The organism is Burkholderia sp. Ax-1724, assembly GCF_011752995.1.
GTDB lineage: Bacteria > Pseudomonadota > Gammaproteobacteria > Burkholderiales > Burkholderiaceae > Paraburkholderia.
The window spans coordinates 272,725-292,547 of record NZ_VWWL01000009.1 but is presented as its reverse complement, the minus strand read 5'-3'; the positions used below and the strand labels follow the sequence as shown (position 1 = coordinate 292,547).

General features: G+C 63.8%; 12 protein-coding genes. 10 read left to right on the top strand and 2 right to left on the bottom strand.

The genetic code is table 11. The features are described 5' to 3' along the window. Positions 1-169: 169 nt before the first annotated feature. On the bottom strand, positions 170-3,112 hold the full coding sequence (locus F3J19_RS13235; RefSeq protein ID WP_167041937.1) for a GH92 family glycosyl hydrolase: 2,943 nt from the start codon (positions 3,110-3,112) through the stop codon (positions 170-172). 848 nt (positions 3,113-3,960) lie between these two features. Here F3J19_RS13235 and F3J19_RS13230 point away from each other — a divergent pair. The 4 genes from F3J19_RS13230 to F3J19_RS13215 all read left to right on the top strand — a co-directional run bounded on the left by F3J19_RS13230 (position 3,961) and on the right by F3J19_RS13215 (position 12,281). Further along, positions 3,961-5,424, top strand: coding sequence for an amino acid permease (locus F3J19_RS13230; RefSeq protein WP_167042008.1), 1,464 nt, complete (start codon positions 3,961-3,963; stop codon positions 5,422-5,424). Between the two features lie 881 nt (positions 5,425-6,305). Beyond that, on the top strand, positions 6,306-7,529 hold the full coding sequence (locus F3J19_RS13225) for an efflux RND transporter periplasmic adaptor subunit (RefSeq protein WP_167041935.1): 1,224 nt from the start codon (positions 6,306-6,308) through the stop codon (positions 7,527-7,529). 11 nt (positions 7,530-7,540) lie between these two features. Continuing rightward, entirely contained in the window at positions 7,541-10,753 is a 3,213-nt protein-coding gene (locus F3J19_RS13220; RefSeq protein WP_167041932.1) for a multidrug efflux RND transporter permease subunit, read from the top strand. Positions 10,754-10,784: 31 nt separating this feature from the next. Continuing rightward, on the top strand, positions 10,785-12,281 hold the full coding sequence (locus tag F3J19_RS13215; RefSeq protein ID WP_240158919.1) for an efflux transporter outer membrane subunit: 1,497 nt from the start codon (positions 10,785-10,787) through the stop codon (positions 12,279-12,281). 65 nt (positions 12,282-12,346) lie between these two features. Here F3J19_RS13215 and F3J19_RS13210 read toward each other — a convergent pair whose 3' ends face one another. Beyond that, the gene (locus tag F3J19_RS13210) at positions 12,347-13,759 is read right to left on the bottom strand and encodes a trypsin-like peptidase domain-containing protein (protein ID WP_167041926.1); all 1,413 of its coding nucleotides are present in this window, start codon (positions 13,757-13,759) and stop codon (positions 12,347-12,349) included. A 307-nt stretch (positions 13,760-14,066) separates the two neighbouring features. Between F3J19_RS13210 and F3J19_RS13205 the strand changes: the two genes are divergently transcribed. The 6 genes from F3J19_RS13205 to F3J19_RS13180 all read left to right on the top strand — a co-directional run bounded on the left by F3J19_RS13205 (position 14,067) and on the right by F3J19_RS13180 (position 19,808). Continuing rightward, positions 14,067-14,588: a 2,4'-dihydroxyacetophenone dioxygenase family protein gene (locus F3J19_RS13205; RefSeq protein ID WP_167041924.1), complete on the top strand. Its 522-nt coding sequence runs from the start codon at positions 14,067-14,069 to the stop codon at positions 14,586-14,588. 11 nt (positions 14,589-14,599) lie between these two features. After that, positions 14,600-15,343, top strand: a complete 744-nt coding sequence (locus tag F3J19_RS13200; RefSeq protein WP_167041922.1) for an SDR family NAD(P)-dependent oxidoreductase — start codon at positions 14,600-14,602, stop codon at positions 15,341-15,343. A gap of 96 nt (positions 15,344-15,439) precedes the next feature. Further along, on the top strand, positions 15,440-16,741 hold the full coding sequence (locus F3J19_RS13195; protein WP_167041920.1) for an MFS transporter: 1,302 nt from the start codon (positions 15,440-15,442) through the stop codon (positions 16,739-16,741). 37 nt (positions 16,742-16,778) lie between these two features. Beyond that, positions 16,779-17,507 (top strand): SDR family oxidoreductase, encoded by a 729-nt coding sequence (locus F3J19_RS13190; RefSeq protein ID WP_167041918.1) that lies wholly within the window; start codon positions 16,779-16,781, stop codon positions 17,505-17,507. 248 nt (positions 17,508-17,755) lie between these two features. Then, on the top strand, positions 17,756-18,547 hold the full coding sequence (locus F3J19_RS13185) for an IclR family transcriptional regulator (protein WP_167042006.1): 792 nt from the start codon (positions 17,756-17,758) through the stop codon (positions 18,545-18,547). A 217-nt stretch (positions 18,548-18,764) separates the two neighbouring features. Beyond that, entirely contained in the window at positions 18,765-19,808 is a 1,044-nt protein-coding gene (locus F3J19_RS13180; protein WP_167041916.1) for a rod shape-determining protein, read from the top strand. The last annotated feature ends 15 nt before the right edge of the window (positions 19,809-19,823 follow it).

Below are 19,823 nucleotides of genomic sequence, written 5' to 3'. Positions count from 1 at the left end.
ACGCCCGCTATCCGCGGGCGTTCGTTTGTCCATCAATACCTGAATCGACCATCCTCGCCACACATTCCAGGACAACCCCGCAACCCGAAACGATCGATTCATCGAACCGCGCATCCCGCCGTCATGACGTCAATCAAACCGTCATCATGGCCGGATACGCGTATTTCCATCAGCCCGCTACCGAGATGCCGAAAACGTGCATCTTGCCGGCGCTGACATTCGCGGGCAGCGTCACGCTCTGCACGATCTTGGTCGGGTCGATCGCGATCGCCTGCGAGAACAGATAGCTCTTCGTGTTGTCACGGGCACCCGACGCGTTGTTGCGATAGGTCATCGTCACCGCGGCCGTATTCGTCAGCGTGCCGCCGCCGCCATTCAACGTGCCGTCGTCGAGCGTCAGCGATGCGGAGAGGCTCGTGCCGTCCGTGTAGTAAACCGTCACCGTGCCGGTGCTCGGCCCGTTGCCCGATGCGCCGAGGAACACGAGGCTCGAGCCCTTCGAACCGGCCGGCATGTCGATCGTCTGACCGGCCACGACCACGTTATCGAGCGACTGCTGGTTCTGCGTCAGGTTGACCGGCAACGAGAACGTTGCGCCGAGCGTCGTCACGCTGCCCGACGAACCGATCGCTGCCGCGAGGGCCGTCGTCGACAGGCTGTTCAGGCTGCCGTCGAATGCCGCGCCGGTACCGGCGGTAGCGCTGCTGCCGTCGAGGCTGAAGCCCTGGTTGTTGAAGGCGTCGGCGAGGCTCGTGTATTCAGGCAGACCGAACGACGGCGGCGGATTGGACGGATCGGTACCCCAGCTCGATGCCGAGCTGCCCATCGAATAGGCGAGCGAGCCGCCGTTCGAGACGTCGGCAAACGACAGCCACGGCGCATTGGCCGCCTTGCCGTTGACCATCAGCGACTGCACGTAGTTCGAGTTCGGTGCGCCAGGAGCCGTGATCTTGATCTGCTTGCCGTTCTCCAGCGTGATCGTGGCTGCTGCAACCTGCGGGCTATGCAATGCGAAACCCGCCACGCCGGGGACTTCCGGATACATGCCGATCATCGCCCAGACATACCAGCTCGACATCGCGCCCATATCGTCGTTGCCCGGCAGACCGCCCGGCGTCGCCGCGAACTGCGTCGTGACGATTTTCTGAATCAGGTCGGACGTCTTGGACGGTGCGCCAGCCCAGTTGTACACCCAGGGAATCGCAAACGAGGGCTCGTTGCCGATGTACAGGTAAGGCGACCCGTTGCCGGCATTGAGCTGGGTCTGCATGGTGTCGAGGCGTGTCTGCACCGTGCTGTTGCCACCGAGCAGCGAGACGAGTCCGGAAAGATTCCAGGGCACCATCCACGTGTACTGCTCCGCGCTGCCTTGCTCGTAATTGTCAGTACTGCTCTGGGTTTCGTTCGTGTATGCCCCGCCCGTCGTACGCGCGGTGAGCAGCGGCGGCGTATCGGCGGTGTCGATCGAGTACTGCCAGCCGGCCGAACGGCCCAGCGCCTGCTTCGCCATCCACGTGTTGCCGAGCGCGGCCGCAAATTGCGAGGCGGCGAAATCGGTCTGGTTGTATTCGAGGCTCGACGACGCGATCGCGCTTTCGCCCGACGTGATGTAGCCGAACTTAAGATAGGTCGACCGCCCGCCGTTCACGCCGATCGTGCTGCCGCCCGAGTTCTTGCACACGGCCAGGTTGTTCGTGTTCAACTGCGCCATGATGTGATTCAGCGCGCCGGTCGTGTCGAACTTCTGCGCTCCGAACGCGTACGCGGTCGCCACGATGTTCGTGCCGCCGTCGCCGACCATCGTGCCCGAATCGTAGTTGTCGTTGACCCAGCGCGGAATCGCACCGCACTGGTCCGCGTCGTTGAGCAGCGACTGCACCATGTCGCTCGTCTCGGTCGGGAACAGCATTGCGCGCAACGGCATCTGCGAACGATAGACGTCCCAGTTCGAGAAGCCGGTGTACTGCGCGTTCTGGCCGTTGGCGACCGTGTGGACCGTACCGTCGAAGCCGAGGTACTGGCCGTTCGTGTCGCTGAAGATGCTCGGCGCCCACAGCGCGTGGTAGAGCGCCGTGTAGAAGTTGGTCATCGAGTCGCTCGAACTCGGCGTGATGGCGATCGTGCTGAGGCGCTGATTCCAGGCCGTGTCGGCGGCATTCTTGATGCCGTCGAAGTCCCAGCCGGCATTCTCGGTGTCGAGATTCTGCTTGGCATTGGCCATGCTGACGTACGAAATGCCGACCTTCACGAGCACTTGCGCGCCCGGCGCGAAGGACAGGTCGGCAACGCCGGCGCTGACCGTCGAGGACTGGATCGGCTGGCTGAACTCGGCGTAGAAGTAAACCGGCACGCGGCTCGACGAGCTTTCGAAATTGCCGCCCACCGTATAGCCCGCGACTTCGGTGCTCGAGATCTGGGTAATCTGGCCCGTCGTCGATTGCAGCGTATTGGTGCGGGTGGTGTCGATATGGATGAACGCCGGGTTGTTCGCCGGGAACGTGAAGCGCCCGAAGCCCGTGCGCAGCGTGGCGGTCAGCTCGACCTTCACCGAGTTGTCGAGCGCGACGGCGTAGTAGCCGGGCTTGGCCGTCTCGTTCGCGTGCGAGAACGTCGGCGTCAGATTCGCGAGGCTGGTGGTCGCGACGAACGGAATTTCACCGTCGTTGCCCTGCCCGCCGGTGCCGCTCATGTGCGTCAGGCTGAAACCCGCGATCGAGTTGAGATCGTAGTAGTAGCCAGAGGGCGAACCCGGTTCGGCGGTGGAGCTGGAAGCCGGCGTCGTATTGGTATCGGGCCCCCACTGCACCATGCCCGACGGCAGTCCGGCCGCCGGCAGCGTGTTGCCGCCCGCGCCGTGCGCGGTCGGCGTCGGCGAAGTGCCCGGCGCCGTGCCGATCAGCGGATTGACGTATTGCGTCAGCGACTGCGCGACCGGCGGGGTCGTCGAGCCACCCGACGGCGGCGTCGTGGTCGACCCGCCAGGTGAGGTCGGCGATCCGCCCTGCGGCGATGACGGCGACGACGGAGCCGTGTTGTTCGTGCTGCCCCCGCACCCCGCCAGGATTAATGTGGTAAGTGTTCCTACCGCCCCAAGCCGTATTTTATTTAACATACCCAATTGCCCTATTAAAAATAAAATATCCGGCGTACGTTACGCCGCCAGATTCCGTTAATTCATTCTTATTGATCTGAAACTACATGAATAAACTGGGCGGACAACGGCCTCGTCAACGGGAACGGTCTCCCGGTCCGGTTACGAAAAGGCAGCGCAATCCATTTGGAATATCGCGATGGGCGGCATTATCAGTGTGAAATATAACGATTTCGTTTAATAAACATGACTGGGGCGTGAAAGTGTCAGGCATTCGTAAAGTAATGGGGAAAACGCTTTACCGTGTTTCGCGGCGCATGCCGCAGCGGTCGCGACGTGTGTTGATGGTGAGGAGACGACGGATGGTTTCGCGCTTCAGTCCGTTGCGAAGACCGGTATCGCGATAGCGCGTCAGGCACGAAGGTAGCAGTCGTGTCTTGCTGCTTCACTCGTTCTTGAAGCCGCCTGTCACGATCGTTGCGTAGTGCTGCGCTGCGGGCGCACCCATGTGTTCCGCTATAACAAGGATCGCGTGCCCTCTTCTTTCCGTGAATTCCGCAAGTGCACATTGCAATAATCCACTTAATCAATAGGAGAGCTTGTAATCGCAATCCGCGAATCCAGATTCTCGCCGTGCATCAAATACGCCACGATAGAACATCTCCCGCGTCTTTTCGCTGTCGATAAAACCCGCGGATATTTCCCTTTGCTTTTAATCCGGCATACACTGAATTCAACCTTCTTCCATCGGGCTTGCTTCTGCTTTACCGCTGCCGTTCCTCGGGAACGGATGTTGTTTGCCGTGCTTCGCGAGCCGACGCAAGCCGGGCCGGTTCGTGACCCATCATCATCTGAACGGGACGATCATCATGGCCAATACGAATTACATGGCGCGCAAGACCATCGCCGATATCGTCGGAAGCGCCGACGTGGAAGGCGCCCACGCGCTGTCGAAAACGCTCGGCGCGGCCAGCATCACGGCAATGGGCATCGGTGCGATCATCGGCGCGGGCATTTTCGTGCTAACCGGCACGGCCGCCGCACAATTCGCAGGCCCAAGCATCACGCTGTCGTTCGTGCTGGGCGGCATCGCGTGCGCGTTCGTCGGCCTGTGCTACTCGGAACTCGCGGCGATGCTGCCCGTGTGCGGCAGCAGTTACACGTACACCTATGCGACGCTCGGCGAGATCTTCGCGTGGATCATCGGCTGGGACCTGATCCTCGAATATGCAATGGGCGCGGCGACCGTCGCGGTCGGCTGGTCGGGCTATATCGTGAGTCTGCTGCGCAACGTGGGCATCAACATTCCACCGGCTCTCGCCGCCGCGCCCGGCACCGTCGTCAAGCTCGCCGACGGTTCGAGCGTCACCGGCCTCGTCAATCTGCCGGCCGTGCTCATCGTCGCGATCCTCACGACGATGCTCGTGCTCGGCACCAAAGAATCCGCGCGGCTCAACAACGTGATGGTCGCGATCAAGCTCGTGGTGGTGGTGGCGTTCATTGCGATCGGCGTGTTCTTCATCAAGCCCGAAAACTGGCATCCGTTCATTCCGGCCAATACCGGGCAGTTCGGCAGCTTCGGCATGAGCGGCATTCTGCGCGGCTCGGCCGTGGTGTTCTTCGCGTTCATCGGTTTCGATGCGGTGTCCACTGCCGCGCAGGAAGCGCGACAGCCGCAACGCGACATGCCGATCGGCATCCTCGGTTCGCTGGTCATCTGCACGGTGCTCTATATCCTCGTTGCGGGCGTGCTCACCGGGCTCGTGCCCTACGCCGATCTGAACGTTCCCGATCCGATCGCGAAAGGCGTCGACGCGATCGGCCTGAACTGGTTCGCGATCCTGATCAAGATCGGCGCGCTGACGGGGCTGACGACCGTGATTCTCGTGCTGCTCTATGGACAGAGCCGCATCTTCTTCACGATGTCGCAGGACGGCTTGCTGCCGCCGCTCTTTGCGAACGTGCATCCGCGTCTGCAGACGCCGTATCTGAGCCAGATGCTGATCGGCGCGGTCGTTGCGGTGGTCGCCGCGTTGACGCCGATCGGCGTGCTGGGCGAGATGGTCAGCATCGGCACGCTGTTCGCGTTCATCCTCGTGTGCGGCGCGGTGATCTATCTGCGCCGCAGCGATTCGAACGCGATGCGCCCGTTCCGCGTGCCCGGCGTGCCGGTCGTACCGGTGCTGGGCATCCTGTTCTGTCTGCTGCTGATGGTGGGGCTGCCGCTCATTACATGGTTGCGGCTCGTCGTGTGGCTCGTGATCGGGATGACGATTTATCTGTCGTATGGGCGCAATCATTCGGCGCTGCGGAATCCGGAGCGGCGCCGGTGAGCGATTGGGGGCCGGGCGTTTGCGGAAAGTGCTGCGCCTGGCTCTTTTTCTTGTGCTTCTTATGAGGTTGGTCGTTCAACCGAAATCGGCAGAATACTTAGCTCTGCAATTTTTCAGAGTTTTCCGATTTTTCTTATCTCTACCTTGCCCTACTCTGCGCACTCCACGACTTGCTGCTTGAAAGCAGGAGTGCCGTTGTCGACGCGTCAATGAACGGTAAATCCGGCCAGGCAGTTTTTTGAATCAATATAAGAGGCACATTGACCGGTTTCCGTACCGCTGCAAAATATATGAGAAAAATTGCCACGAAGATATTGGCCGTTCCGGTTCTCGTTGCGCTATCCATGATAGGCGGATGGCAACTGACCTATGTAATCGACAGATTGCCTTTCAATATGCCGGACTCGGTGGATAGGTTCATCGCTTCTGTCTGCTACAGGCAACGACGAGCTTGCCAATCCCGACGATATGGAAGTACTCGTCTTGCTGCTCTACTGGGAACTGGCCACGCTATTTGTCGGCACACTTCTGTATTTAGCCGCTCGGGTGGCGTGCCATTTGCATGCGAGAAAAAACTCACAGAAATCCATTTAAAAAGCATCGTCATGCAAAGTTCTCATTTGTGAACTTATTGCCGCTTCTTGTGAAATTTACTTAATTGTGAATTCAATGACATCTCTCCTGTTGCGAGTTCATTCAACTCGCAACACCCAAAATAAATTGACAAGTTATCCAGACAATGTACGATCAACGGAAATCTTTTCGGGCATTGTCGTGTCCGCCTGCTGTTCAATAGCGCCTGGCGCAATCAAGCATAACGCCGTTAAACCGTAGTCGATCTCACGCGTAAAAAAGAGTAGTGCCTTCACGAGGAGTCTCTCTTGCTCTGCTCCGCATACCGTCTGCGTAGTCGTGCCGTACTGCTTCTGATCGCGGGTTTGCCGCTACTCGTTGCCGGTTGCAACGACCGGCAGGAAGCCCCCACCGCCGCATCGATGCCGCCGCTCCCCGTGCTCGTCGAAACGATCTCGACTACGCCTGTCGCCGATGTGGTCGAACTGCCCGGCCGTATCGAGGCGGTGCGCACCGCGGAGATTCGCGCGCGCGTCGACGGTATCGTTCAGCGCACGCTCTACCAGGAAGGCACGGATCTCGCGGCCAACGCGCCGCTGTTCCAGATCGACCCCAGCGACTATCGCGCGCAATTGCAGCAGGCGCAGGCGGCACTCGCGCGTGCGACCGCCGTACGCGACAACGCAGCCTCGGTTGTCGATCGTTTCAAGCTGCTCGTCGGCCGCCATGCGGTGAGTGCGCAGGAATACGACGCCGCGCTCGCGACGCAGCAGCAGGCCCAGGCCAACGTTGCCGATGCTCGGGCAGCCGTTTCGCTGGCGCAGCTACGGCTCGACCGCTGCATCGTGCGCACGCCGATCGCCGGGCGCGCGGGCCGCGCGCTCGTCACCGAAGGCGCGCTGGTGAGCGCGGGCGCGGCCACCCTGCTCACCCAGGTCAATCAGCTTACGCCGATCAACGCCGTGTTCACGCAGTCGAACACGGCAACGCTCGACATCGAGCAGCAGATCCAGTCGGGCGCGCGCAAGCCGACCGACATGAAGCACGTCGAGGTGCAACTGATTCTCGCCAACGGCCAGGTCTACAGCGAGCGCGGCTTTCTCGACTTCGCCGATCTCGTCGTCGATCCGTCCACCGGCACGCAGACCGTGCGCGCGCAATTCGCCAATCCTGCGCGCACGCTATTGCCGGGGCAGTTCGTGCGCGGGCGCATCATCGCGGCGGGCAATCTGCGCGGCATCCGCATTCCCGAGCGCGCGGTGCAGCTCGATAACGGCGTGGCGAGCGTCGCGCTCGTGGCCGACGACGGCACCGTGGTTCGCCGCAACGTCGATCTCGGCGAACAGGGCGAAGGCCGCTGGACCGTGCGCGATGGGCTCAAGGCCGGCGAGCGTCTGATCGTCGATGGCTGGCAGAAGGTGCAGCCGGGTCAGCGCGTCGAGGCACGGCCCGTAAGCGACGGGCCACCAGCGTCGGCCGCAGCCGCGGACCCTCCGGCCGCCCATCCCGCCGCCGCTTCGATCACGCACTGACGGGCCCGCCGATGAATCGATTCTTCGTCGCCCGTCCGGTCTTCGCGTGGGTCATCGCCCTCTTCACGGTGCTGTTCGGCGGGATCGCGGTTGCGCTGCTGCCGGTCGAGCAGTATCCCGATGTTGCCCCGCCATCGCTGAGCATCTCGGCGGTCTTCAGCGGCGCCGATGCGCGCACGCTCGAACGCACTGTCACCTCGATCATCGAGGACGAGATGAACGGCATCGAGAATTTTCTCTACATGTCGTCGGTGAGCCGCGCCAACGGCACGATGCAGATCACGGTCGTGCTCAAGCCCGGCACCAATCTCGACATCGCGCGCAGCCAGGTGCAGGACCGCCTGAGCCGTGTCGAGCCGCGTCTGCCGCTCGAAGTCCGGCAGATCGGCGTGAGCGTGACCAAGGCTTCATCCGGCTTCCTGATGCTGCTCGCGCTGCAGGCGACCGACGGCGCCACCAACGCGGTCGCGATGGGCAACTTTGCGTCGAACAATATCGTCAACGAGTTGCGCCGCATCGACGGCGTCGGCGACGTGCAGCTTTTCGGCTCGTCGTACGCGATGCGAATCTGGCTCGATCCGCGCAAGCTCGCGGGCTTCGGTCTCTCCGCGAGCGAGGTGTTGCAGGCGGTCCAGGAACAGAACAGTCAGACCGCGGGCGGTGGCCTCGGCGACCAGCCGATTGCGCCGGGCTCCGAATTCACTGCACAGATCGTCACGCAAAGCCGCTTCTCGACGCCCGAGCAGTTCCGCGAGGTCATCGTGCGCGCCAATCCGGACGGTTCGACCGTGCGCCTCGGCGACGTCGCTCGCGTCGAACTCGGCAACGACAGCTACGGCAACCGGCTGACCGTGAACGGCAAGGCGTCGGCCGGCATCGCGATCCAGCTTGCGAGCGGTGCCAATGCGCTTGCGGTTGCCAGGGCGGTGCGCCAGCGCATGACCGAGCTGGAGCCGACCTTCCCGCGCGGCATGACGTGGACCGTGCCGTTCGACACCACGCCGTTCATCACGACTTCCGTGCACGGCGTCATGCAGACGATGGTCGAGGCGCTGCTGCTCGTGACCGTCGTCGTGTTCCTGTTCCTGCAGGACTGGCGCGCGACCGTGATTCCCACGATCGTCGTGCCGATCGCACTGATCGGCACCTGCGCGGGGCTCTATCTGTTCGGGCTGTCGATCAACATCCTGTCGCTGTTCGGCATGGTCGTCGCGATCGGTATCCTCAACGACGATGCGATCGTCGTCGTCGAAAACGTTGCGCGCATCATGCGCGAGGAAAAACGCAGCGCGCCGCGCGCGACCGTCAAGGCGATCGGCCAGATTTCGGGCGCGGCGATCGCGAGTACGCTCGTGCTCGTCGCCGTGTTCATTCCGATGGCGTTTTTCCCCGGCTCGACGGGCGGCATCTACCGGCAGTTCTCGGTCACGCTGGCCGTGTCGATCACACTCTCGACGCTGCTGGCGCTCACGCTCGGCGCAGCATTGTGCGCGGCACTGCTGCGCAGCGAAGAGGCCAGCGGGCCGCCGAAAAACGCGGCCTCGCGTCTACTGCAGCGGGTATTCGACGGCTTCAATCGCGGTCTCGACGCGGGCACCGGCCGCTATATCGGCGGCGTCGATTCGATGCTGCGCTCGCCGTTGCGCTGGCTGCTCGTGTTCGTCGCGGCCTGCGTAATCACCGCGTATTTCTTCGTACGCCTGCCGACCGGTTTTCTGCCGACCGAGGATCAGGGGCATATCTTCGTCACGTATACCGGCGCGCCGGGTTCCACCGAGCAGCGCACGCAACGCGCGGTCGATCAGGTCGAGGCGTTCTTGCGGCAACAGCCGCAGGTGCGCAACGTCGCTTCGGTAACCGGCTTCAGCTTCTTCGGCCAGGGGCAATCGGCGGCGATGTCGTTCGTCGATCTGAAGCCCTGGAACGAACGCTCCGGCGAGGCGAATTCGGCCAGCGCGCTCGTGCGCCGCGCAAATGCCGCGTTCCGGCAGATTCCCGAGGCCGTCATCTTCGCGCTCGATCCGCCGCCGATTCCATCGCTCGGCAATGCAACCGGCTTCACGATGAAGATCCAGGACCGCAGCGGCGTTGGCGGCGAAGCGCTGCAGCAGGCCGCGCGGCGCATGATGATCGAGGCATCGCAAAGTCCCCTGCTCGCAGGCGTGCGTACCGAGGGCATGCCCGAAGCGCCGCAGCTTTACGTCGATATCGATCGCGTGAAGGCGCGCGCGCTCGGTTTGCAGATCGGCCAGGTCAATCAGGCGCTCGCGCTGACGTTCGGTTCGAACTACGTGAACGACTTCGTATTCGAGGGCAATGTACTGCGCGTGCTGCTGCAAGCGGATGCCGAGCAGCGCATGCGCGCCGAGGACGTGACCTCGCTGCGCCTGCGCAACAACCGCGGCGAAATGGTGCCGTTCTCGGCGTTCACGCGCGTGCGCTGGATTTCCGGGCCGCAGCAGCTCGAACGCTATAACGGCTTTCCCTCCGCGACGCTGTCGGGCCAGGCCGCTGCGGGCCGTTCGAGCGGCGCGGCGATCGCCGAGATGGAGCGTATCGCCTCGCACGTGCTGACCGGCAATCTCACCTACGAATGGACCGGCACCGCCTTCGAGGAGAAACAGGCGGCCGGCCAGATCGGCATGCTGCTCGGGCTCTCGCTCGTGGTCGTGTTCCTGCTGCTCGCGGCGCTCTACGAGAGCTGGGCGATTCCGGTGGCGGTGCTGCTGATCATTCCGTTCGGCGTGATCGGCGCGGTGCTGCTGACGATGCTGCGGGGCCTTTCCGCGGACGTGTACTTCAACATCGGGCTGGTGACGATCATCGGGCTCGCGGCGAAGAACGCGATTCTGATCGTGGAGTTCGCCATCAAGGAGGAATCCGAAGGAAAGGATGCGATGACGGCCGCGAAGAACGGCGCGCAACAGCGCCTGCGTCCAATCCTGATGACGAGCGTCACGTTCGTGCTCGGCATGCTGCCGCTCGTGCTCGCGACCGGCGCGGGCGCGGCGAGCCGGCGCGCGGTCGGCACCGGCGTGATGGGCAGCATGTTGACGGCGACGCTGTTCGGCATCTTCTTCACGCCGCTGTTCTATGTGGCTACGCGCCGCTGGCTGAGCCGCAAGAAACGGCCTGTCGATCTCGGCGACGACGATTCTCCGACACCCGCGTCGGCACCCGTGCCGGGAGCCGGAGAATTAAGCGGAGGGTCACGCGATGCGTAAGCGCCCCTACAGGAACTTGCCTACGCGCCTGATGCTTCCGCTTTTCTGCTGTTCGCTGGCCGCCTGCAATTTTGCGCCGAGGTATCAGCAGCCCGATCTGCCGATTGCCGATCACTTCGACATGATGGAGACGGTCAATCCGGCTACCACGCATCTCGCCAGCGAGATCGACTGGCAAACCTTCTTCGCCGATCCGCAACTGAAGCTGCTGATCGAGGCGGCGTTGCAGCACAACCGCGATCTCGCGGCGTCGATGGCGCGCATCGAGCAGGCGCAGGCGTTTTATCGCATCCAGAACGCCGCGCGTTTGCCGCACGTCAATGCCAATGCGAGCGCCACGCGCACCAAGGCTCCGCTCGGCTCGATCGACCCCGAGTTCGACAACACCGACGTATCGGTCAAATTCAATCAGTACAACGTGCAAGCCGTGGTGACGTCGTTCGAACTCGACTTCTGGGGACGCGTGCGCAACATGAGCGAGGCGGCCCGCCGCCGATATCTCGCGAGCGTCGAGGCGCAACGCGCGTTTCGTCTGTCGCTGATCGGCAACGTCGCGGCGAACTACTACGCGATCCGCTCGGGCGAAGAAGGCGTCGAACTCGCGCAGCGTACGCTCGAAACGCGCCGCTATGCGCTCGATGTCGCGAAGCTGCGGCTCGATGCGGGCGTTACGTCGACGGTCGATTACGAACAGGCCGCCGTGCTCGTCACGCAAGCGCAGACGCAGCTCGCGGAGTTGCAGCGGACCACCGCGCAGCAGCGCAATCTGCTTGAAGTGCTGGTCGGCGGACCGCTTGGCGATACGCTGCCGCTCGCAACGCCGATCGCCGACGCGAGGCAGTTCGGCGACCTCGACCCGGGGTTGCCGTCCGGGCTGCTCGTCAATCGTCCCGACATCCAGCAGGCCGAGCAGCAACTGCGCGCGGCGGATGCCGATATCGGCGCGGCGCGCGCGAACTTCTTCCCGCGTATCGCGTTGACGGGCAGCTTCGGCTACGTGTCGCCGGAACTCGGCGACCTGTTCGTGCCCGGCAAGCAGGCGTGGTCGGTCGGTGCGCTCGTCGGCATGCCGATTTTCGATGCGGGTCAACGTCAGGCGCAACTGGCGCAGGCGCGCGCACGGCGCGACGAACTGGTGGCCGATTACCAGCGCACCGTGCAGAACGCATTTCGTGAGGTATCCGATGCATTGATCGGACGGCAGCGCTACAAGGAACAGATCGCGGCGCAGGAGCAGGCCGTCGAGGCGCAGCGGCAACTCGCCGAAACAGCCGAATTGCGCTATGAGAACGGGATCTCGATCTATCTCGAGGTCGTGGACGCGCGCCGCAATCTGTTCTCGGCCGAGCAGCAACTGATCCAGTTGCGCGCGACCGCTTTGCAGAATGGCGTATCGCTGTATGTTGCACTGGGTGGCGGCCCCGATGCGCCTCGTACGCCTGATGCGTCAGGCGACGTGCCGCCCACTACGGTGCAAGGCACGTCGCAGCGAACCTCACAGGTGAACGGAGCGCATCCGCCCAATTGATCGAGGCACGCGCGCTTCCTGGGCGTCGTGCCCGCCGCCGGCATTGCGCCGGAGGGTCAAACCGGTCAGCCGAGCGTGACGTCGACCGATGCTTCTTCGCCATTGCGCACGACGGTGAGGGACACACTGTCGTCGGCCTGGGCGATCATGCGCTTCAGTTGCTCGACGCCGTGAATCACTTTGCCGTCGACCGCAACGATGATGTCGCCGGCCTCGATGCCGGCCTCGGCGGCTGGGCCTGTGGCCTGTTGCACGATCACGCCACCCGGCAACGACGCTTCCTGCTGCTCGTCTTCGCTGAGCGGACGCACGGCCACGCCGAGACGCGGACGGCCCTGTTGCTGCCGAGGCTCCTGCTGCATGCGCGGTTCGGCCGACGCCACGTCGGACGACTGCGCGCCCACCGTGATCGACAGCTTGCGCTCGCCGCCATTGCGCCATACGTTGAGCGTCGCGTCGGTACCGGGCGACAGTTGCGCGACCTGCCCGACCAGTTCAGTCGTGTTGCCGATCCGCTTGCCGTTCACGGCGACGATCACGTCGCCCTGCCGCAAGCCGGCCGCCTGTGCGGGGCCGCTCGGATCGACCGAGCCGACCAGCGCGCCGGCCGCCGAATCGAGGCCGAGCTTCTTCGCCTGCTCGGCGCTAAGCGGCTGCACGCCCACGCCGATACGGCCGCGAGTCACGTGACCGGTACTCACGAGCTGGTCTTTCACGTGCATGGCCGCGTCGATCGGAATCGCGAACGACAGGCCCTGGAAGCCGCCGGTGCGAGAATAGATCATCGAGTTGATGCCGATCACTTCGCCGTTCAGATTGAACAGCGGACCACCCGAGTTACCGGGATTGACCGGCACGTCGGTCTGGATAAAGGGGATAGGACTGTCGTCCGAGAAGGAGCGCGATTTCGCGCTGATGATGCCCGAGGTCACCGTGCTGTCGAAGCCGTACGGCGAGCCGATTGCCACCACCCATTCGCCGACCTTGCTGTTGTCGGGATTGCCGATCTTCACGGTCGGCAGATTCGTCGCTTCGATCTTCACCACGGCGACGTCGGTGGTCTTGTCCTTGCCGATCACACGGGCGCGGAATTCGCGGCCGTCCGTGAGTTTCACGCTCACGCTGCTCGCGCCGTCGACGACATGGTTGTTGGTCAGGATGTACCCGTCCTGGCTGATGATGAAGCCCGAACCGAGCGCTTCGCCACCGCTTTTGCGTTCGCCGTTTTCATCGACGGACACGGCCTCTTTCACGCCGATATGCACGACCGCCGGACTATAGCGCGACACGATGCCGGAGAAGTCCGGCGCGGACGAACGGGACCCGATGATGTCCGATGCCGCGCGCAGCGATGACACCGGGCCTTGCGCATCGCTGACGGATGCATCGGCATTGCGATGGCTAAGCGTATAGGCGCCGCCGATCGCGAGTACGACGCAGACTGCCGCGCTGCCGCGCCAATATTTCTTGGTGGTCATAGTGGGAGATTGTTGCGATGGGTTACGAGGTGGATGCGTAATGTAGTGGCCCCCACTTAAAGCAGTCTTAAAGATAGTGAGCGATCTGAAAGCACCGCAGAAGGCGCTCGCGAGTCCTGTTTTGCAGGCTTATCCGTACATCACACACGTTTGCGGCGAGGATTGCACAGATCTTTTTTCCGCGCTTTTTCATCTCGGCCCCGTGATTTCCCCAGGATTGACCTCACCGGAAGGGGTTCCGATAATAGCCATATGGTGGACTTTATATCCACATTGTGGACATTCGGTAATTTCACAAGGAACTCCCATGCCCGAGGCCAATCGCTCCGAGATGACGCCGTACCAGTTGCCGTTCCCCAAGGAAGCGCAGCAGGAAATCGTCGTGCCCTTCGCCATTCCGACCGATGAGCGCGTGTGGGTGCCGCAAGCCGAAAACGTGTCGTTCCGGCCGCTGTGTCTGAATGCGTCGCAGGGTTACTGGATGAATCTGCTGCGCGTGCGCAAGTCGGGCGTGCTGAGCCGTCATCGTCATCCGCAGAGCGTGCACGGCATGGTGCTCAAGGGCCGCTGGCGTTACCTGGAGCACGACTGGGTCGCCACCGAAGGCAGCTACGTATACGAGCCGCCGGGCGAAACGCATACGCTCTACGTGCCCGACGACGTCGAGGAAATGATCACGTATTTTCAGGTCAACGGCGTGATGTTCTATTGCGACCCGTACGGCAACTACACCGGCTACGAGGACGTGTTCACAAAGATCGACATGTGCCGCAAGCACTACGCGGCGGTCGGTCTCGGCGAGGACTACGTCGACCAGTTCATCCGATGAGCGCGCCCGCCATGCGTACCCGCGCCGCCCGATACGATTTCTCCGGGCGCATCGCGGTCGTGACCGGCGCGGCCACCGGCATTGGCCGCGCGATCTGCGAGGCTTTCGCGCGCGATGGCGCGGTAGCGCTCAACTGGGACCGCGTGCCGGGCGCCGAGGACACGCCCGATGTGCCTCGCCACTTCGAGGTCGACATCACGCAGCCCGCGTCGATCGAGGCCGCGCTCGCCGCGACGCTCGACGCTTACGGCCGCATCGATTACCTCGTCAACAACGCGGGTTTCGCGGGGCCGACGCTGCCGCTCGACGAATACGATCCGCTCGAATGGCAGCGCGTGATCGACGTGAACCTGCTCGGCACCTATCACGTGAGCCGCTTCGTCGTGCCGGCGATGCGGCGCGCGAACGCCGGGCGCATCGTCAATGTTGCATCGCTTGCGGGCAAGGAAGGCACGCCGAATGCGTCCGCCTATAGCGCGGCGAAAGCCGGCGTGATCGCGATGACCAAATCGCTCGGCAAGGAGCTCGCGCAGACCGGCATTCTCGTGAACGGCATCGCACCCGCCGCGGTGCAAACCACCCTGCTCGAACAGATGTCGCCGCAACACGTGCAAACGATGATCGACAAGAGCCCGATGAAGCGGCTCGGCACCGTCGAAGAAGTCGCGCAACTCGTGCTGTGGCTTTGTTCGGATTCCTGCTCGTTCAGCACGGGTGCGATCTTCGATCTGTCGGGAGGGCGCTCGACCTATTGACGCCCACCGGCGAGCTTGCAGAAAAATCTTGTAGAAAAACCGCGGCATGGCAGCACCATTCCTACATCGGCAGGACACCTTGCGCAGGAGACAAACATGCTTCAGAAGTCACAGCGTCTGAAACGGATCCAGGTGGTCGCGGTCGTCTTCCTGACGGTTGCGGGCATCGTCAACTATCTCGATCGCAGCACGCTGTCGATCGCGAATCATCTGGTGAGCGAGGAACTGCATCTGTCGGCCTCGCAGATGGGTTTGCTGCTGTCCGCGTTTTCTCTTTCGTATGCGTTCGCGCAGTTGCCGGTCGGCGCACTGCTCGATCGTTTCGGCTCGCGCGTGATGCTCGGGCTCGGCATGCTCGTATGGTCGGTCGCGCAGGTCGCGGGCGGCTTCATTCAGACGCTTAATCACTTCCTGAGCGCGCGCGTCGTGCTCGGCGTGGCCGAGGCGCCGCTCTTTCCCGCCGGCGCGAAGGTCGTCAACGAATGGTTCGCGGTGCGCGAACGCGGCGCACCGATCGGCACGTTCATTTCCTCGTCGACCGTCGCGCCGATGATCGCGCCGCCGCTGCTCACCGTGCTGATGCTTTCTTTCGGATGGCGAACGATGTTCGTCATCATGGGTGTGCTCGGCGTTATCGTCGCGGTAGCGTGGTACATGGTCTATCGCAATCGCAGCGAAATCGCGCTGACCGAAGAAGAAACCGCGCACCTCAACGAAGGCGCCAACGTCGCGGAAAATCCGCAGGGTCTGAGCTGGGCCGAATGGGGCGCGCTCTTCAAGCTGCGCAACACGTGGGGCATGATTTTCGGCTTCATGGGCGTGATCTACATGGTGTGGCTGTATCTGACGTGGCTGCCGGGCTATCTCGAGAACGAGCGGCATCTGAGCATTGCGCACACCGGCTGGCTCGTGTCGATTCCGTATATCTTCGGTACGATCGGCATGGCGAGCAGCGGCTATATCGCCGACGCCCTGCTCAAGCGCGGCATGGCGCCGATCCGCAGTCGCAAGTGGCCGCTGTGCATCGGCCTCGTCGGCGCCGCGGCGTTCACGGTGCCGGCCGCGTACACGCCGAGCACGACGCTCGCCATCGTCTACGTGTCGCTCGCGATGCTGTTCGTCAACCTGTCGAGCGGCAGCGCGTGGGCGCTCGTCAGCGTCGCGGCGCCGCGCCATCTGGTGGCGTCGCTCGGCAGCATGCAAAACTTCGGCGGCTATCTGGGCGGCTCGTTCGCGCCGGTCATCACGGGCATCGTCGTCGATCAGACGCACTCGTTCGTCAATGCGCTGCTGATCAGCGCGGGCGTCGCGTTCGCCGCGGCGCTCGTCTACCTGTTCGTCGTCAGGGAAGTGGCGCCCGCGCCGCTGTCCGGTTCGATCGAAACGCAACCGACCTGAACCTTCGCCCGACCACCCTCCAGAAGCTGCGACTCACATGACATTCCAGAACGATCTACTCGAAGGCAAGACCGCATTCGTGACGGGCGGTTTTTCCGGCATCGGCGCGGCAATCGCGAATGCGCTCGCGCAACTCGGCGCACACGTCGTGGCAGCCGGTGTGCCGTTGCCCGAAGGCGCGCCGGACGCATTGAACCGCGCGGTCCGGCGCGTCACGCTCGACGTGCGTTCGGACGACGACATCGCCGCCGCGCTGCACGCGTTCGAGCGTCTCGACATCGTGGTCAATTGCGCGGGCGTCATCAGCCGTGGCGACGAGCATCGGATCGACGTGTTCGAGCGCGTGATGGACATCAACCTGCATGGCACGATGCGCGTCTGCACGGCCGCGCGCGCCTTGCTGAAGGCGTCGGGCGGCTGCATCGTAAACACCGCGTCGATGCTGAGCTTTTTCGGCGGCGGTCTCGTGCCCGCCTACAGCGCGAGCAAGGGCGCGGTCGCGCAGTTGACCAAGTCGCTCGCGCTCGCCTACGCGGCCGACGGCATCCGCGTCAATGCGATCGCGCCGGGCTGGATTGCGACGCCGCTCACCGAGGAGCTGCAGAGCGACGACGGCCGCTCGCAGGCGATTCTCGAGCGCACGCCGCTGCGCCGCTGGGGTACGCCCGACGAGGTCGCGCAGGTTGCGGTGTTTCTCTGCACGCCGGCGGCGTCGTTCATGACGGGCGCGATCGTCGCGGTCGACGGCGGCTACCTCGTCGCGTGACGGCGTGAAGCGGCGTCGCGATCGTTCGGCCGCGCGAATGAAGGCATAATGGCCTCCCCGCGCCCTGCTCCTGTCCGATGCCGACTTCCGCTGCAAAAAACGTGTCCAGACCTGCTGCAAAAACCGCCTCGAAGGCCGTGGCAAAAACCGCTTCGAAGCCGGGTTCAAAGCCCGCCTTAAAGCCCACCTCAAAGCCGGGCTCCCGTCCCGCCACGCGCGCCGCCACGGCCGACGCCGTCGCCGGAAAAATCGGCGCCGGAGCCGACAGCAAAGCCGTGGCCGGCGCGGCCGCATTCTCGAAGTTCATCGCGGTGCTGCAACTGATCGCCGACGCGCAGACGCCGCCCAACGTCGCGAAGCTGAGCGCGGCAAGCGGCTATCCGCGTCCGACCGTGCATCGCATCGTGGCCGCGTTGCAGGCCGAGGGGCTGATCGTCGCGACGGGCAGCGGTAGCACGTTCGGCCTCGGCCCGCGGCTGATCAACCTCGCGAGCCATAGCTGGGAACGCTCGGACCTGCGGCTTGCCGCGGTCGACGCGTTGATGGCACTACGCGACGTCACGGCCGAGACGATCCACCTCGCGGTGCCGAGCCAGGGCGAGATGGTCTACATCGAAAAACTCGAAAGCCCGCACGCGGTGCGGATGGCGTCGCGCATCGGCACGCGCGTCTCGCTGACGTCGAGTTCGGTCGGCAAGGCTTACATGGCGACGCTCGGCACGGCCGAACGCGAGGCGCTGCTGAAGGACGCGCCGCTCGTGCGTTTTACCGAACACACGCTCACCGATCTCGACGCGGTTCGCCGCGAACTCGACGCTACCGCGCAACGCGGCTACGCGGAAGACCGCGAGGAAAACGAGGTGTCGATCTGCTGCTACGGCTCGGCGATTCGCGGTCCGGACGGACGCGTGGCCGGCTGCGTGAGCATCAGCATGCCGACGTTCCGCCGCCGCGCTGACGCGCGCACGAGCTATATCGAGCCGCTGCTCGCGGCATGCGAGGCTATCGCGCGGCGGCTCGGCCCGGCGAGCGGGCGGTAGCGGCCAGGGTTGCCTGCGGTAATCGTTACCGCCGTTGTATAAGGACCGCAGATCGGCCGCGCGCCGGCGCGAGGATGCCGCCGCGCCGGCCGAAACTGCTATTCTTCCTCTCGCGCGCCCCGATCGGGCCGCCCGCCGCCCGCCGCCCGCAAGCGGCCGACCCCGACAGCCTCCCGGCGGCGCTCACGCGCCCGACTTCGCAAAGACAGGAATACGCATGTTCGGTTTTCTGCGCGGCTATTTTTCCAACGACCTCGCGATCGACCTCGGCACGTCGAACACGCTGATCTACATGCGCGGCAAGGGCATCGTGCTCGACGAGCCCTCGGTCGTGTCGATCCGCCAGGAAGGCGGCCCGAACGGCAAGAAGATCATCCTCGCCGTCGGCCGCGAGGCGAAGCAGATGCTCGGCAAGGTGCCGGGCAACATCGAGGCGATCCGCCCGATGAAAGACGGCGTGATCGCCGATTTCAACATCACCCAGCAGATGATCAAGCGCTTCATCCAGATGGCGCACGAGTCGCGACTCTTCGCGCCGTCGCCGCGCATCATCATCTGTGTGCCGTGCGGCTCGACCCAGGTCGAGCGGCGCGCGATCAAGGAGGCCGCGCACAGCGCGGGCGCCTCGCAGGTCTATCTGATCGAGGAGCCGATGGCCGCCGCGACCGGCTCAGGCCTGCCGGTGTCGGATGCGACCGGCTCGATGGTCGTCGACATCGGCGGCGGCACGACCGAGGTCGGCGTGATCTCGCTCGGCGGCATCGTCTACAAAGGCTCGGTGCGCGTCGGCGGCGACAAGTTCGACGACGCGATCGTCAACTACATCCGCCGCAACTACGGCATGCTGATCGGCGAGCAGACCGCCGAGGCGATCAAGAAGGAAATCGGCTCCGCGTTTCCGGGCTCCGAGGTCATGGAGATGGAAGTGAAAGGCCGCAATATGTCCGAGGGCATTCCGCGCAGCTTCACGGTGTCGAGCAACGAGATTCTCGAGGCGCTGACCGATCCGCTGAACCAGATCGTGTCGGCCGTGAAGATCGCGCTCGAGCAAACGCCGCCGGAACTCGGTGCCGACATCGCCGAGCGCGGCATCATGCTGGCGGGCGGCGGCGCGCTGCTGCGCGACCTCGACCGCCTGCTCGCCGAAGAGACCGGCCTGCCGGTGTTCGTCGCCGAGGCGCCGCTGACCTGCGTCGTGCGCGGCTCGGGCATGGCGCTGGAGCGCATCGAGAAATTCGGCGGTTCGTTTTCCTACGATTGATGCGTGCGTTGCGGT